This window comes from Caldalkalibacillus uzonensis, assembly GCF_030814135.1.
Classification (GTDB): Bacteria; Bacillota; Bacilli; order Caldalkalibacillales; family Caldalkalibacillaceae; genus Caldalkalibacillus; species Caldalkalibacillus uzonensis.
Window position 1 is genome coordinate 261071 of the sequence record NZ_JAUSUQ010000003.1, and the last position, 15297, is coordinate 276367.

Below are 15297 nucleotides of genomic sequence, written 5' to 3' on the forward strand. Positions count from 1 at the left end.
TTGTCAAGCAGTGGGAAGGTGTTTTTTATTGCTAAAAAAGGCAATAGTTCTGGATATTGAGTGGTTTAATCATTCAGCAAAATAACCATCACCACGCGCCGGTTTTGGCTTCTTCCTTCTTCCGAATCATTGCTGGCTACAGGGTGATATTCTCCGTAACCCACAGCTTTAAACCGTTGGGGATCAAGCCCGTGCTCTTCAACCAGATGGCGGATCACCTGTGTGGCCCTGGCTGTTGACAGTTCCCAGTTGGAAGGAAAACGCACATTAGAGATGGGCCTGTTGTCTGTATGACCCTCAACTTCGATCAAATGAGGAATTTCTTGCAAAAGGGGTGCTAGCTCATCTAGGAAAATAATCGCCTCATCGATCAGGTCGGCTTGTCCAGAGGGAAATAACATCACTTCCGGCAACACCAGCTCAATACCCCTTGCTGTCCGTTTGACAATCAACTCTTCTTCCAGCTGATGCTCATGAGCAAAACCCTGCACATATTCCAGGATCGCTTTCATTTTTTGTTCCCTTGCCAGCAGGTCGGCCAACTGTTCCTGCAAGTCTTGATCCAAATCAATGGTTTGTTCTTCCTCTTGCGGGCTCACCTCTTGCGTCGGATGCGCCTCTTCCCCCTGTTCCGGGCCCGGGATATCCTTATCAAACCCCGGTTCTGCCGGGGGCAGGCTTTCACCCTCCAGCGGGATACGCTTATTAAAAGAATCAAGGACAGAGTGAAATTTTTGCATATTAATTTCCGAGTAAGAATAGAGCAAAACAAAGGTAACCAGCACAATCATCATCAAGTCAGCAAAAGTGACCAGCCACCTTTGCCTGGGCTCTCTGGAAAACGATGATTTTGACGAGGATTTGTGGTTCATACAGACACGTCTCTCCCCTCCTCAAGGGGTTTTAATCTGCCATACATCTCAGAGGTAAGAAACATTTGCAGCTTCTCCCTGAGCACAACCGGCCCCTCATCGTTCCGAATACTGATCAGCGCTTCCACAATAATTTCCTTGATAAAAACCTCTTCTTCAGTAAGTAACATCAGCTTATTGGCAATAGGATTAAACACCAGATTGGCCAACAGGACCCCGTACAATGTCGTAATCAAAGCCAGTGCTATGGCCGGTCCAATTGCTTGAGGATTATCAATTTGTTGCAGCATGAGCACCAAACCGACAATCGTGCCTACCATGCCCCATCCCGGTGACAATTCTGCCGCCTTGCTGATCAATTGGTGTCCCCGGGCATGCCGTTTCTGCAGGGTAGAGATATCCATTGTCATAATCTGCCGGATAATGCCAGCGTCATTGCCATCAACAACCAGCCTCAACCCTTTGCGCACAAACGGGTCCTTCACCTGCTCAAGTTCCTGTTCCAAGCCGGTAACGACACCTTCCTGGCGAGCTTTGCGGGCAAGTAGTACCCAAAAATCGATCAGTTCCTGAAAATCGATATTTTTCTTCCTAAATGTTTGATGGAGAACTGAAAACATGTTCTTCACTTCTTGTCCGCCAAAACCGACAAACAGGGAAGCGGTTAAACCACCAACAACTGTCACAAATGAAGAAAGACTGACAAAGCCGGAAAGTCCCTCAATCCCTCCAGCTAAATAAATGGCTATAATGATGATGCCAAATCCCAAAAAAATACCCAAAGGTGTTAACCAGTCCCGCTGCCGCACAGCTGACCCTCCATTCTGTTTCTCTATGTACAGTGCTATGCCTATTGACATCTGTGCCTCTCAATCAGACACGCTTATTAATTATTTCGGCTTATCAGACGCATCTTTTTACTATGTTACAATAAACAAGCACCCTGGCCTTTTGCCAGAGTGCTTGTGCTAACACCAACCCAAATCACAGCCTTCCACATAATGATCTTGTTCAGTTCCCACTTCCTGAATTTGATAAATTTTATAGCCTTCCGTGATTAACCCATAACCGTCACGAAAGACAACAGGGGGATTGGCCTGGGCCAGGTTGATTCGCCCTATCTCTTCTTCGTTGAGATACAGGATCAATTGACCTTGGTTCAGCTTACCTTGCACATGTTCCGTTATATCCACTTTTTTCCTTAGATGTTGTTCGGTCACCATATGTCATCCTTTCATTGCAGCAACGGGGTTTGTTTTGCTGTCCAGCAGATAAGTATGTTATACTTTTACTCGGACATATTGTTGTATATGTTAGGATGACTTAAAGGAGTGAAGGTTATGAGCGAAGCTGTACATACACTGGAAGGCTGGTTTGTCCATCATGATTTCCGCACGATTGATTGGGCCAGCTGGAAATTGATGTCTCCTGAAGACCGTCAGGCTGCGCTTGATGAGGTGCTGTCGTTGACTGCTGCTTGGCGGGAGACCGAAGAGCAAAAGCAAGGATCTTCCGGTATGTTTACCATTTTGGGCCACAAAGCAGACCTTCTTTTCCTCCATTTCCGGCCCACACTGGAAGAACTGATCGAACTTGAAGCCACATTGAACAAAACAAAATTTGCCGATGTCACCCTGCCCAGCTACTCTTATGTCTCAGTCGTTGAATTGAGCAACTATGTGGCTTCTGACAACGTGGATCCCGAAACGGACGCTTATATCCAAAGACGCTTGAAACCGGTCATCCCGGATAATAAAAACATTTGTTTTTATCCGATGAACAAACGGCGGGAAGCCGGCCAAAACTGGTACACCTTGTCCATGGAAGAACGGCGGGAAATGATGAAAAGTCACGGCTTAATTGGCCGCAAATATGCAGGTCAAGTCACGCAAGTCATCTCCGGTTCCATTGGATTGGATGACTGGGAGTGGGGTGTTACCCTCTACGCCGATGACCCGGTCACGTTCAAAAAGCTGATTTATGAAATGCGTTTTGATGAAGTGAGCGCCAAATACAGTGAGTTTGGCACCTTCCTGGTTGGAAACAAACTGAGTGAAGAAGCATTAAGAGCTTACCTTGATGTAAAATAAAGCCTAATGTATTTCCCCCTTCTCGTCTATTGACTGAGAAGGGGTTTTTGCTGATGTAAGGAAATGCCATCCCTTTCCAATTTTGTTTAAAATGAAGAAAAACTTTCACCAAAAAAATTTCTTGATAAAATTATTTCATTGTTATATAATTAAATTTTTAACATGTTTACAACACTCTCCCCTTCTGTTACACTTAAATTGTGACACTTGTCAATCTATTTGAAAGGGGAGAGTTTATGGCTTTACCAAAGTACATTACCAACATTGATAAGATTACCCAGATTCCTGAGGAAGAGCGTCAAAAGCTGAAGCAAATCACAGATAAGTTTGTGTTCCGCGTCAACGATTATTATTTGAGCCTGATTGATTGGAATGATCCGAACGATCCCATTCGTAAACTGGTCATCCCCAATAAAAACGAACTGCAGGAGTATGGGCGTTGGGATGCTTCCGATGAGGCCACCAACTATGCAGTTCCGGGGTGCCAGCACAAGTACACCACGACCGCACTCTTAATCTGCTCCGAAGTATGCGGTGCATACTGTCGCTACTGTTTCCGCAAGCGCCTGTTCCGCAATGACGTCAAAGAAGCCATGTCAGATGTGGAGCCTGGTTTGGAGTACATCGCCCAGCATCCGGAGATTAACAACGTGCTCTTGACCGGCGGCGACCCGCTGATTCTTGCCACCAAAAAACTGCGTTATATTATCGAACGGCTGCGTGCCATCGATCATGTCAAAATTATCCGCATCGGCTCCAAACTGCCAGCCTTCAATCCCATGCGTATTTCCGAAGACAAAGAATTGTTAGCACTCTTAAAAGAATACTCAACGCCTGAAAAGCGTATCTATGTTATGGCTCACTTCTGTCATCCCCGTGAGATTACAGAGCAGGCCTATAAAGCCATTCAAGCCTTACACGAATCCAATGTGATCGTTGTGAACCAAACACCGGTGTTAAGAGGGATCAATGACAACGCTGATGTGCTGGCTGAACTGCTGGATAAGCTGTCCTGGGCCGGGGTGACACCTTACTACTTCTTTGTCAACCGTCCTGTAGCCGGAAATAAAGACTTTGTGCTCACCTTAGAGGAAGTGTATAACCTAGTGGAACAAGCTAAGGCCAAAACCTCCGGACTGGGTAAACGTGTCCGCCTGGCCATGAGCCATACATCCGGCAAAATTGAAATACTGGCCATCGAAAATGGCAAAGCGTATCTGAAGTACCATCAAAACCGCGACGGAGAGTACGGCAAGTTTATGGTCCTTGACTGTCCCAAAGATGCCACTTGGTTTGACGAACTGCCCGGCAACGAAAAATATTGGAGAAAGCCGAAAAAGAAGACGGATAAGGTCGTATCGGTTAACGAACTGCCTGACTTTCCGCAAAAAACAAAAGCATACTCTAAAGCTTAAAAACCCTTAGGGAGCCTTGGCCGGCTCCCTTTTATTTGAATACCATAACGTTGAAAGAAGGGATTAAGGAAAATATTGGTACTCCTTTCAGCCATATTAAATGATTAAAGTTGCCAATCTCCGGTGATTACTAATTATAAACACGGATGAAAGGAGTATTTTGTCATGAAACATGTCTGGGCCTTAGTCATTAAGACCATTATGGTGCTTGCCATTCTGTCTATTGTTTTAAACTGGATGAATGATTACCGTTTTGGTCCAACCTTTGCCCTGGCTTTACTCATTGTGGGGCTGTCTTACCTGATTGGTGATTTAGCCATCCTGCCAATGACCAATAACATTGTAGCCACCTTAGCTGACATTGGCTTAAATACATTTGCTATGTGGATCATTGGCCCCTTTTTCCTCGGTGCTTTTGTACCTTTTACCACAGCTTTATTAGCCAGTGTCATTATTGGTGTTGGGGAATGGTTCTTCCATCAGTACATGGAAACAAGGGTTTTTCCCAACCGGGAGGAAGAACCAGAACGCGCCTAAAGTTCATGCTTAATGTCTTCAGCTTGAAACCAGAAGGGATGCCTGTGAGTGGCATCCCTTTGTTGTTGGCTTTTGCTTATAAGATCTAAACCAAGATCAATCGCCGCTTTCGTGCCGGTGATGTTCTGCCCCTTCAGGCAGGTTCCCTCCTGTGTGCAACTGGTTTTCAAAATAAATGCTGCGGCTGGGAAAAGCAATAGATACCCCTTCTTCCTCGAGGATCTCCATAATCTTAAAATTAATCTCTTCTTTAATCTGCAGCCATTGGCCCCATTCGGTGGTTTTGGTAAAGAAATACAGAAAAATGTCTAAACTGCTGTCATTAAAACGATCAAAATGGACGAACAGCGTTTCTTTGCTGATTTCAGGATGTTTTTGCAGCATCTCCCGAATCCGGTTGACACACCGTTCCAACTTTTCCCTGGGTGTGGTGTAGGTTACACCCAGATGGAAGGTAATGCGTCTCCGTCCCATTCTTGTCCAGTTGGTAATCGGCTCGTCAGCTAATGTGGAATTAGGCACTGTGACCAAACCCTGAGCAAAAGTGCGAATGCGGGTGCTGCGGAAGGAAATATCTTCAACGACTCCTTCCACACTGGGCGTTTGGATCCAGTCCCCCAGAGAGAATGGCTTTTCCGTGATGATCACAATCCCGCCAAAAATATTGCTCAAGGTATCTTTGGCTGCCAAGGAGAAAGCCAAACCGCCCAGACCAAGCCCTGCTATAAACCCACCCACCTGGTAGCCCCATTGGTCTAGGATAACAACAACAGTCAGCGCAACAACCAAAACGCGCAACACTTTTGATAAAAATGGAATCAATATCTGATCCAATTCAAAATTCAGCTTTTCCCCTATTTTGTTCAACAAGGCTGAAGACGTGCCGCTCAAATTATAAAAGCCCCAGGCGATCAAGATAAACACGGCCGAGCGGAAAGCATCATGTAAGGTGGGGATATAGGGTGCCATAAGGGACAAGTAGCGCAAGGAAAAATACAGTCCCACCAAAATGAAAAAGGTTTTTAGCGGTCGTTCAAAAGATTGCAAGATACTGTGTATAATCTCCACTTTAGTCTCTTTGGTGTAGCGTACAATGAGGTTAAAAATGTGCCGGGAGAAAAAATTTCGGAACAGCAAAAAAAACAAAAAAATCAACAGGGCAATGCTCCATTCCCACCACCATTGGTTTGTATCGATAAACGCCAAATATTGCTCCAGCATGAGTGGTCCTCCTTAGTCCTTCCCTTACAACTGCTTTTTCTGGTTTACCCTTTCATCGACATGGTTGAACGTGTAGTTGTGTCCTGTGGCATATAACAAGGATAACTGCCCAACAACCTCACCTGGCAACCTAATGCCTCTATCTCAGCGATGGCCCCCGGAACAAGGGTGTCGTCCATGCCCTGGCCAATATCAATAATGAAGAAATAACTGCCCAGCTTCTTTTTGGTCGGGCGGGATTCAATACGGGTCAGGTTCAATTTGCGCCAGGCAAAGGCACTTAACACCTGATGCAAAGCACCAGGGAAATCTTCAGGTAAGGTCACCAGAATAGAGGTTTTATCTGTGCGTTGCATTTTCGGCGCTTCGATCGACTGCCCATTAACTGATTCGTGACCTACAAGCACAAAACGGGTGTAGTTATTGGGGTGATCTTCTATATTTGCTAAAGCCTCATACAATCCGTATGTCTCCCCTGCCACACGCGGACCGATAGCCACAAGCTTTTGCTCTGGGTGGTGAGCCACATATTCCGCTGCTTCAGCTGTACTCTTAGTATATTCAATCAGAGCATGGGGGCAGTGTTGGCGGATAAACTGATGACACTGGGCAATAGCTTGGGGGTGGGATAACACCTTTTCCACGTTAGAAAAAGGGCTGTCTTTTCTGTCCGGATGAACCAGAGCATGATGGGAGATTAACAGGGCGATCTCACTGCGAATGGGGATCTCCACATGATGAATCAGCCAATCCAAGGTCATATTGACTGAGCCCTCTATGGAATTTTCCATTGGGACCATGGCATAATCCACATTTCCCCTGTCGCAGTCCAGCAAACAATCGGCAATGGTAGGCCTGGCCACAAAGGTCGCTTGCCCCAAGGCAGGCATCAATTTGCACAGGCCCAGCAAGGCCTCTTCTGTATACGTCCCTGCTGGCCCTAAATAAGCCACACGCATTTCTGTTTGACTCTCCTGTTGAGTTTGTCTCACCTAACTCCACTCCTAAGAATTTTTTCTTTTCATTGTGCAAAGAGTCATACTTTTTGTCAATAGGCTTTCCCCGGAATAAAAAAACAAACATGACAGAAGCTATAAGTAAATATTGATGCCTATACATCCTCAAGCATATGCGAAAGGAGCTCTCCTATGCCTAATAAATGGTTGATCATTTTACTCATCATGATCGGTCTCTGCGGTTGCCAACAACCATTTCAGAATGATAATCTCCAAAATTTTCAAAGTGAAGGGGAGGCTTATTTAAACCAGCTGGGTAAAAAGTTCCCTGAAGACTCTGCAGATGTCCTTCTCCATATTAACGGCCACCCCTTAGATGAAGTGACTGTTTATCTGGAAAAAGGTCAAATCTATATCCCCTTGACCCGCATCCTGGAACTGATGGACTTTAATATTGCTGAAGATGATGAGCACATTAGAGCCGGTTACACTGACATTATTTACGAGGTTAAAAAAGGATCTGCCGAAGCCATATCAGAAGGTGAAAGCATTAACCTGTCCCATGAAGTGGCCACTTATGACGGACAAGCCTACATCACCACAGTGGCCTTACAAGAACTGCTAGGTTCTGAAGTCCGTTTGAACGATCAAGTCCTCATGGTTAATATGGAACAAAAGGATGCTGATTTGCCAAAAGACGAAGACTTAAGCGAAGCAGATGACGAAGATCAAGAAGAAGTCCCTGCTCTGTCCAGTACCAAAGCTGATGCTATTATACGCACCGCACGACGCTACATTGGAACACCCTATGAATTTGGCGCCCCAAGCGGAAGTACCAGAACCTTTGATTGTTCATCGTTTACCCAATATGTATTCGGGGTCAACGGCATCAGCCTGCCGCGCACTTCCCGCCAGCAAGCTGCCCTGCGCCACACAAACCGGGCCCGCTATATCCCTGTTTCCCAGTTAAGAAAAGGGGACCTCGTCTTCTTCTACTGGCCGGGCCGCTATAGCAGCAATCGGATCGTGGGTCATGTGGGCATTTATATGGGAAATGGCCGGATGATCCATACTACCCCCAATCGCGGCGTCCATATTGTTAACGCCGCAGCCTCCAGTTATTGGCGCCAAACGTATTTGGGGGCTGTGAGGGTATCCCAGTAAACCCAGTAAAGCGTTGACTAATAGCCACGGAACGGCAATCATGGTGATACCTGTTCCAATGGAAGAAGTAATGTTTGATAACAATATGGCATATAAACGCCGGTCTTTAACCAGTTTGTCCATGCTCTCACCTTTGGCATCACTCTCTTGATCTGGTTTTCATTGTAGCGGGAAGAGCGGTATTTGAACCTGTGACTCAGACCTTATCCTGAAATCATTTTAGTCAAATCTTCGAGTCCCGGTTGGGAAAGTTGGAGTTAAACATGGATTATAATTCTTCCCCCTCATATCTTCTTTGTTTTTGTTTCACTAAATGCTGAAACAGAAAAACCAAAAATAATGTTATCAGTAAGATGATGAAGCTAGTTAATAAAGGGATATAATGTGCATCATCTAACGCAAAAGGAGTACTCAACAGTGCTAGCAGCATAACCATAGTGATATTTCCAATAACTGAAGACCACAAATAAGCTCTAAAGTTGATCGGTGACAGAGCAGCCATGATGGAAATCAAATTACTGGGCATAAAAGGAATAGTTCGGAGCAAAATGAGGCCCCACATTCCATATTTATGGAAGTAAACTATAAACCGCTCATATTTTTCTTTTTTATTTTCCCACAATTGTTCAGACCAATCATGAAAAAAATACCGCCCCAAAATGAAGCAAATCATCGCACCAAGAAAGGCGCATAACCAACTGAAAAACAACCCTTGAACTAGACCAAAACTGAAGACATGCACAGCAACAATGGTCATAAACGGAAATATCGTTACTGTTCCCTGTATAATCCCCAGCGGCACGGTTAACATCAGTATCCGGTAACCCATCTCGTCTCTCAGTTCACTAACAGAAGAGATATCCTGATCTAGGATAGCCGCAAACCAAGGGCTTTTGATAGCCAAAATAAACAAGCATATTACAATAATAACGGCTAACCGTTTTTTACGTTTAATTTTCATCTTCCTCCTCCATCTCAAACCACACCTCAAGCCTGAATCAATCACCCATTAATATTTAGCATACATAAAATACCAAACATTTTCAGCAAAATAGGCTGGCTCTTTTCTGGATTATTCATCTGTGTTTTATCCTACTTGATATTTAAACAAAATACGTCTGTTCCAGGATGGAGTTTATATCCGTCTCGAGTCTGATTTGATAAACAGCTGTTAATTGTAAACAAAAACAAAATAACAAGGGCTTTGACAATCAAAACCCTTGTTACTTGTTAAGCATTTATGCAGAAACATCTGTCCAGTGTATATGAATCTGTTAATGCCCAGAGGATGCGGTTTTGTATGGTGGAGGCGGTGGGAATCGAACCCACGTCCGAAGATATCGCCACATTAGCATCTACGAGCGTAGCCGCCGTATTTCAGCTTCACCCGAAGGAACGCCCAGCGACCGGCTCACCCTTCAGGCTAACCTGCTTAGCTTAAGCATGTTCCGCAGGTGGAGGAACATGCTGCAGCCCACTGTGAGTGAGCCCTATCTGTCAACGTGGGCGATTGACAGACAGAGCCGCTCCGGAATTAAGCAGCCAGAGCGTAGTTTTCGTTATTGTTGCCAGTTATTATTAGGTGTCGTTTTTACGAGGCCGACCCCTCGGCTCGCAGCTAATGCTCGATCTATCCCCGTCGAATCCATTACGCCCCCATGGGACGTTTAATAATAACATATTTTTGGTTACAATGCAAGCCCAAGATGAGCTTTACATTCTTTGTCTTTCACGGAAGGCCCGTTCAATTTCACGCTGGGCATCCCGCTTTTTCATGGTTTCCCGCTTGTCATACAACTTCTTACCTTTAGCCACAGCCAGATCAATTTTAGCTAATCCCCGCTTAAGATAGATCTTAAGCGGAATAAGGGCATAGCCTTTTTCCTTCGTCAATCCAATCAGCTTGTTAATCTCCCGTTTATGCAATAGGAGCTTGCGTGTCCGCAGCGGATCATGGTTGAAGCGATTGCCCTGTTCATAGGGACTTATATGCATATTCATGAGGAATACTTCACCATTTTTTATCCGGGCGAAGCTATCTTTCAAATTAACTTTGCCGGCACGAATCGACTTGATTTCTGTCCCTGTTAACACAATGCCCGCTTCATATGTGTCTTCGATATAGTAATCGTGGCTTGCTTTTTTATTTTGAGCTACAACTTTGATCTCTTCGGCCATCATGACCACCTCTCTCAAGTGGAGGAATAGAAAAACGAGCATTTCTATTATAACAGGGAATGATGGGCATTTCCAAGGAGGAAAAGAGCACATATGTCCGTTCTTTAAAAGAGGAACAATTTTGTGACAACAAGGCCGGAGTGATATAAATCACTCCCCTTTTCATGCCCATTCTGCTAAGATAGAGATGACATTGTTTGCCATTTGAACTAGTAAATATCAAGGAGGGACCATGATGAAGACCAAAAAAATGGGGTTCTTGCTGCTCGCCTTCGGCTTGATGCTCGTATTGACAGCCTGCGGGGGCGGAGATGCTGAAGCACCTGCTGACGATGCTAATGAAACAGAAGAAACTGGCGCTGATACTGGAGAAGCCACACTCGTAGCCCAAGGTGAAGAAGCATATCAAAAATCGTGTATCAGCTGCCATGGTGGTAATCTGGAAGGCGGAGCAGGACCTGCTCTGGCCAACCTCACTTTAAGCAAAGATGAAATTGTTGAAGTGATTAAAAACGGTCAGGGTTCAATGCCACCCAACTTAGCCCCAGGTCAAGAAGAAGCAATTGCCGAGTACTTATTAAGCCAGCAATAAAAACAGAAACCCGCCGCAGAAGGCTAGTCCTTCACTGCGGCGGTTTTTTCTTTTAACACCTGGCCAGGATACCAAACTGTCGGGTTAGTCTGTTCATCTGGGCTAACAGCTATCATTAGCTGCACTTGCTTATCTCTTCTTGTTGCGTTTCTTTTTGCCTTTCGCCTTTTGATTAGTCAAAGCCAATAAGCGCTCTGCTTGCCGGTCACGCTTTTTCTTGGGCCGCTCCCGTCTCGCTTGTGCTTCAACCAATTCAAAGTCTACTGACCGTTCATCCAGATTAACCCCTATCACCCGCACCTTGACACTGTCACCGATGCGAAAGATCCGCCCTGTGCGCTCCCCAATCATGGCGTAGTGTTTATCGTGGAAGTGATAATAATCATCGGTTAAATAGCTGACATGAATCAGTCCTTCTATCGTATTGGGCAATTCAACAAACAGGCCAAATGAGGTGACACCACTGATCACGCCTTCAAATTCTTCGCCAATCTTATCCTGCATAAACTCCGCTTTTTTCAAGTCGTCTGTTTCCCGCTCAGCATCAACGGCCAGACGCTCCCGCCCAGAGGATTGTTCAGCTATGAGAGGCAATTTGTCTGCCCAGTAAGCCTGTGTCTCTTCACTCATGTTCTGCTCAAACAGATAGGTGCGCATCAGGCGGTGGACGATCAAGTCCGGGTAACGGCGAATGGGGGAAGTAAAATGGGTGTAAAATTCAGCAGCCAAACCAAAGTGCCCCACGCTTTCCGGGGAATAGCGAGCCTGTTGCATGGAGCGTAACATCACCGTGCTAATGACCGTTTCTTCCGGTGTATCTTTGATCTGCTCCAAAAGCTGCTGTAATGAACGGGGATGCACCCGGTTAGCCGACCCGCGCACCACATAACCGAAGTTGGTGATAAACTCTAAAAACGCCTGCAGCTTCTCCGGTTTAGGATCCTCATGAATACGGTAGATAAAGGGCACATTCAGCCAGTGAAAATGTGCAGCCACCGTTTCGTTTGCCGCCAACATAAATTCCTCAATAATCTTTTCTGCAATGGAGCGTTCCCTCAAGACCACATCCGTCGGCTTTCCTTCCTCGTCTACCAGGACCTTCGCTTCTTTAAAGTCAAAGTCAATCGCGCCCCGCCGCATGCGCTTGGCACGCAAAATCAGTGCCAACTCTTTCATCAGATCAAAGAACGGGATGAGCTGTTCATAACGCTTTAATACCTCTTCGTCTTCCCGCTCCACAATTTTGCGCACATTGGTATAGGTCATACGCTCCGTGGTACGGATTACACTGGGAAAAAATTCATGGTGAACCACTTCTCCATCCGGTGTAATCTCCATTTGACACGACAAGGTGAGGCGGTCCACTTTAGGATTTAAACTGCAAATGCCGTTGGACAAACGGTGGGGCAGCATGGGAATGACCCGGTCAACCAGGTAGACACTGTTCCCCCTTCTGAATGCTTCCTCATCCAAAGCGGAGCCTTCTTGCACATAGTAGCTGACATCGGCAATATGTACCCCCAGCAAATAGTTGCCCTCTTCGGTTTTGGTCAGGGAGATGGCATCATCCAAGTCTTTGGCATCTTCTCCGTCAATTGTAACGATGGTTTCGTTGCGCAAATCCCGACGGCGCTCAATTTCTGCCGGATCAATCTCGTCGGGAATGGCTTCCGCCTCTTTCATCACTTCTTCAGGAAAAGCTTCTGGCAGCTGATATTTGCGTACGATTGAGAGTATATCCACGCCGGGGTCATTTTTATGACCCAGAATTTCAATCACTTCCCCTTCCGGACTGCGCCGTCCTTGCGGGTACTTGGTCATTTTGACCACCACTTTGTGCCCGTCAGCCGCCCCGTTAATCTTCGCTTTAGGAATAAAAATATCCTGGGCAATATGCTTATCGTCAGGCACGACAAAGCCGTAATACTCCTGATCCTGGAACGTACCGACCACTTCGGTTAAGCCACGTTCCAAAATGCGCACCACTTCCCCTTCCAAGCCCGGTCCCGTGCTTGTCCTGTTCAAACGGACCAGGACGATGTCCCGGTTCATCGCTCCATTTAAATCCTTTTCAGCAATATACACATCAGGATCTTCCGGACGCTCCGGAATCAGAAAGGCAAATCCGCGCCCATGCCCTTGGATGCGTCCCTTGATCAGATTCATCCGTTCCGGCACACCGTAGCGGTTGGTCCGGGTACGGACAATCTCTCCTTCTTCCTCTAACTTATTTAAAAGTTTCATCAGTTTTTTAAACTCAGCCGCAGAATCAACTTCCAACATCTCTTGTAATTCTTCTACACTTAACGGTTTAGTCGCTTGTTCTTCAAAAAACTCAAGCAATGTCGCTTTGTCGATCATGGCTGTCACTCCTTTCTCGTTTAGCATCAAGTATTGTAAAAGGACTGCATCTTGTTTTCGATGCATCGAATAAACTGTGTGACCTTCTCATGCAATCGTTCCTGCTCATGATCCAGGGTAATAATGTGACCTGACTGTTTAAACATGACCAGTTCTTTATCCGTACTGCCCAGTTGCTCATAAAGCATCTGGCCGCTACAAGGATGAACTGTTTCATCCTGCTCCGCCTGAATAATGAGGGCAGGTTGTTTAATGCAGGGAAGCACATGCCGGACATTGTGCATCAACTCTTCCAAACTGACCACACAGGATAAGGGTGTCCGCTCATAGACATAGAGATGTGGCTCAATATGGTCTGCCTTCCGCCCTCTCCGCTTGGCATAAGGCAGAACATACTGGGCATATTTGGCCAAACTAAGGCGGGGATCTCTCACTCTCATCGGTGCACACAAAGTGACAATCCCAACCACCGGCTCATGCTGGGCCACTTTGATCGCCAACAGGCCGCCCATGGACAAGCCAACCACCACAATATGTGCACACCCCTCCTCCAGCAACCTCCGGTAACCCTCTTTGGCACTGACAAACCAATCCACCCAGGTGGTACAGCCCATCTCTTCCGGCGTCAGGCCATGTCCCTTTAACAGAGGGGCATGCACCGTCCAGCCCTCAGCGTGCAGGTGACGGCCAAGGGGCTCGAGCTCCAGTGTGGTCCCTGTAAAACCATGCAATAAGAGCACGCCAACAGGGCTTTGATCTGCTGTAAGCATCAACGGTGCAGGTTGTGCTGGCATCTGCCTCATCGACTCCTCCCCATGCCCACCTTACTTCCTGTCCCATCTGTGGTGGGTATATCAAAAAATTGGCTCACTTTATTAATGACCAGCTCCTGTTCACAATCATGGCAAATAACATGTTTGGATTTTTCCAGCCACACAATTTCCTTACAGGGCGATTTCACTCGCTGGTACACATAGTCGGCACTTCTCGGATCGGCCAGATCATCTTTTTGGCCATGTATGATTAAAACAGGCAGATCAAGTTGATCAATTTCCGGTGTTAATGTGCGCACCAGCTTGCGAAACTGAATCACCGCCCTAAGCGGTGTTTGGGTGATTTTGGCCTTATACCGTTCCAGATTGGCCAGAATGGCCTCGTTGTCTTCCCAGCCCTCACGCAATATATCTGCAACGTCTTTCAGCATTTGTTGCGGATTGGGTGCATAAACGGCTGGACTCAGCAGTACCAGTTTCCTGGCAGGGAAACGGTTGGCCAAATAAGCTGCGATCAAACTGCCCATGGAGAAACCCACCAGATACAGCTCTGAACATTGCCTGGCAAACTGTTCACACTCTTGCTCAGCGTAAGCAATCCAGTCCCGCCATTCCACTCCTCTAAGGCTTTCTCCCTCACCATGTCCAGGCAGGGTAGGTGTATGAATCAACCACTCCGTATGCTGTTTGAAGTGTTCAGCCAACGGCCTCACTTCATGTGGGCTGCCGGTAAAACCATGGATCAACATGCAGCCTTGCACCTGATGTCACCTCTCGTAAGCTAAGAATCCCATGGTTTTATCATACCCGTTTTTTTCCTGTTTCAAAATAAAAAACAGCAGGAACCCTCCTGCTGCTACCTTATGCAACTGCTCCTCGTCTTATTGCACAATATACGCCACGGCCAGTGTTAAAAGAATGAAAAGGGTGCCGAAGACAACGGTCAGTTTGCCCAATAAGGCATCAATACCGCGGGCTTTTGTCTTGCCCATCAGCTGCTCAGAAGCCCCGCTGATGGCCCCTGACAGACCAGCACTGCGTCCGGATTGCAATAATACAACTGCAATAAGAGCGAGCGAGATAATCACTAACAAGACTTTCAGCAAGCCAGTCATCTGTTCCACCTCCACTATATCAC

At 46.3% G+C, this 15297-nt stretch carries 16 protein-coding genes and 1 other RNA gene; 5 read left to right on the forward strand and 12 right to left on the reverse strand.

What is annotated here, in order from left to right; all coding sequences use genetic code 11:
* Nucleotides 1-65 precede the first annotated feature (65 nt).
* From J2S00_RS05860 to J2S00_RS05870, 3 genes are all read right to left on the reverse strand, one after another.
* Nucleotides 66-872: an OmpA family protein gene (locus J2S00_RS05860; protein WP_307336685.1), complete on the reverse strand. Its 807-nt coding sequence runs from the start codon at nucleotides 870-872 to the stop codon at nucleotides 66-68.
* Nucleotides 869-1732, reverse strand: coding sequence for a MotA/TolQ/ExbB proton channel family protein (locus J2S00_RS05865; protein WP_307336688.1), 864 nt, complete (start codon nucleotides 1730-1732; stop codon nucleotides 869-871). The genes J2S00_RS05860 and J2S00_RS05865 overlap by 4 nt, the downstream gene beginning before the upstream one ends.
* Nucleotides 1733-1840: 108 nt before the next feature.
* Nucleotides 1841-2092 (reverse strand): DUF2553 family protein, encoded by a 252-nt coding sequence (locus tag J2S00_RS05870; protein ID WP_307336691.1) that lies wholly within the window; start codon nucleotides 2090-2092, stop codon nucleotides 1841-1843.
* A gap of 120 nt (nucleotides 2093-2212) precedes the next feature.
* On the opposite strand from J2S00_RS05870, the gene hemQ reads away from it, so the two are divergent.
* The 3 genes from hemQ to J2S00_RS05885 all read left to right on the forward strand — a co-directional run bounded on the left by hemQ (nucleotide 2213) and on the right by J2S00_RS05885 (nucleotide 4914).
* Complete coding sequence (hemQ, locus tag J2S00_RS05875; RefSeq protein ID WP_307336695.1) at nucleotides 2213-2962, forward strand: hydrogen peroxide-dependent heme synthase; 750 nt, start codon at nucleotides 2213-2215, stop codon at nucleotides 2960-2962.
* A 236-nt stretch (nucleotides 2963-3198) separates the two neighbouring features.
* Entirely contained in the window at nucleotides 3199-4377 is a 1179-nt protein-coding gene (locus J2S00_RS05880) for a KamA family radical SAM protein (protein WP_307336697.1), read from the forward strand.
* A gap of 165 nt (nucleotides 4378-4542) precedes the next feature.
* Entirely contained in the window at nucleotides 4543-4914 is a 372-nt protein-coding gene (locus tag J2S00_RS05885) for a DUF2512 family protein (RefSeq protein ID WP_307336700.1), read from the forward strand.
* Between the two features lie 96 nt (nucleotides 4915-5010).
* On the opposite strand, the gene J2S00_RS05890 is transcribed toward J2S00_RS05885, so the two are convergent.
* Complete coding sequence (locus J2S00_RS05890; RefSeq protein WP_307336702.1) at nucleotides 5011-6135, reverse strand: mechanosensitive ion channel family protein; 1125 nt, start codon at nucleotides 6133-6135, stop codon at nucleotides 5011-5013.
* A gap of 44 nt (nucleotides 6136-6179) precedes the next feature.
* Nucleotides 6180-7094 (reverse strand): prephenate dehydratase, encoded by a 915-nt coding sequence (gene pheA, locus J2S00_RS05895; RefSeq protein ID WP_307336920.1) that lies wholly within the window; start codon nucleotides 7092-7094, stop codon nucleotides 6180-6182.
* 189 nt (nucleotides 7095-7283) lie between these two features.
* Here pheA and J2S00_RS05900 point away from each other — a divergent pair, with 189 nt between their 5' ends.
* Nucleotides 7284-8255 carry a C40 family peptidase gene (locus J2S00_RS05900; protein ID WP_307336704.1) on the forward strand — a complete coding sequence of 324 codons (972 nt, stop codon included), beginning with the start codon at nucleotides 7284-7286 and terminating at the stop codon, nucleotides 8253-8255.
* A 268-nt stretch (nucleotides 8256-8523) separates the two neighbouring features.
* Here the strand turns inward: J2S00_RS05900 and J2S00_RS05905 are convergent, their stop codons facing one another.
* From J2S00_RS05905 to smpB, 3 genes are all read right to left on the reverse strand, one after another.
* Complete coding sequence (locus J2S00_RS05905; RefSeq protein ID WP_307336707.1) at nucleotides 8524-9216, reverse strand: TVP38/TMEM64 family protein; 693 nt, start codon at nucleotides 9214-9216, stop codon at nucleotides 8524-8526.
* 340 nt (nucleotides 9217-9556) lie between these two features.
* Nucleotides 9557-9913, reverse strand: a transfer-messenger RNA (tmRNA) gene (ssrA, locus tag J2S00_RS05910).
* Nucleotides 9914-9968: 55 nt separating this feature from the next.
* A complete protein-coding gene (smpB, locus tag J2S00_RS05915; RefSeq protein ID WP_307336923.1) occupies nucleotides 9969-10436 on the reverse strand; it encodes an SsrA-binding protein SmpB in 468 nt (155 codons plus the stop codon).
* Nucleotides 10437-10668: 232 nt separating this feature from the next.
* Here smpB and J2S00_RS05920 point away from each other — a divergent pair, with 232 nt between their 5' ends.
* Nucleotides 10669-11025, forward strand: coding sequence for a c-type cytochrome (locus tag J2S00_RS05920; RefSeq protein ID WP_307336709.1), 357 nt, complete (start codon nucleotides 10669-10671; stop codon nucleotides 11023-11025).
* Between the two features lie 129 nt (nucleotides 11026-11154).
* Here J2S00_RS05920 and rnr read toward each other — a convergent pair whose 3' ends face one another.
* The 4 genes from rnr to secG form a co-directional block, all read right to left on the reverse strand.
* Nucleotides 11155-13386, reverse strand: coding sequence for a ribonuclease R (gene rnr, locus J2S00_RS05925; RefSeq protein WP_307336712.1), 2232 nt, complete (start codon nucleotides 13384-13386; stop codon nucleotides 11155-11157).
* 26 nt (nucleotides 13387-13412) lie between these two features.
* Entirely contained in the window at nucleotides 13413-14180 is a 768-nt protein-coding gene (locus J2S00_RS05930; protein WP_307336715.1) for an alpha/beta hydrolase, read from the reverse strand.
* A 5-nt stretch (nucleotides 14181-14185) separates the two neighbouring features.
* Entirely contained in the window at nucleotides 14186-14920 is a 735-nt protein-coding gene (locus J2S00_RS05935) for an alpha/beta hydrolase (RefSeq protein WP_307336717.1), read from the reverse strand.
* A 120-nt stretch (nucleotides 14921-15040) separates the two neighbouring features.
* Complete coding sequence (secG, locus tag J2S00_RS05940) at nucleotides 15041-15274, reverse strand: preprotein translocase subunit SecG (protein WP_307336719.1); 234 nt, start codon at nucleotides 15272-15274, stop codon at nucleotides 15041-15043.
* Nucleotides 15275-15297 lie beyond the last annotated feature (23 nt).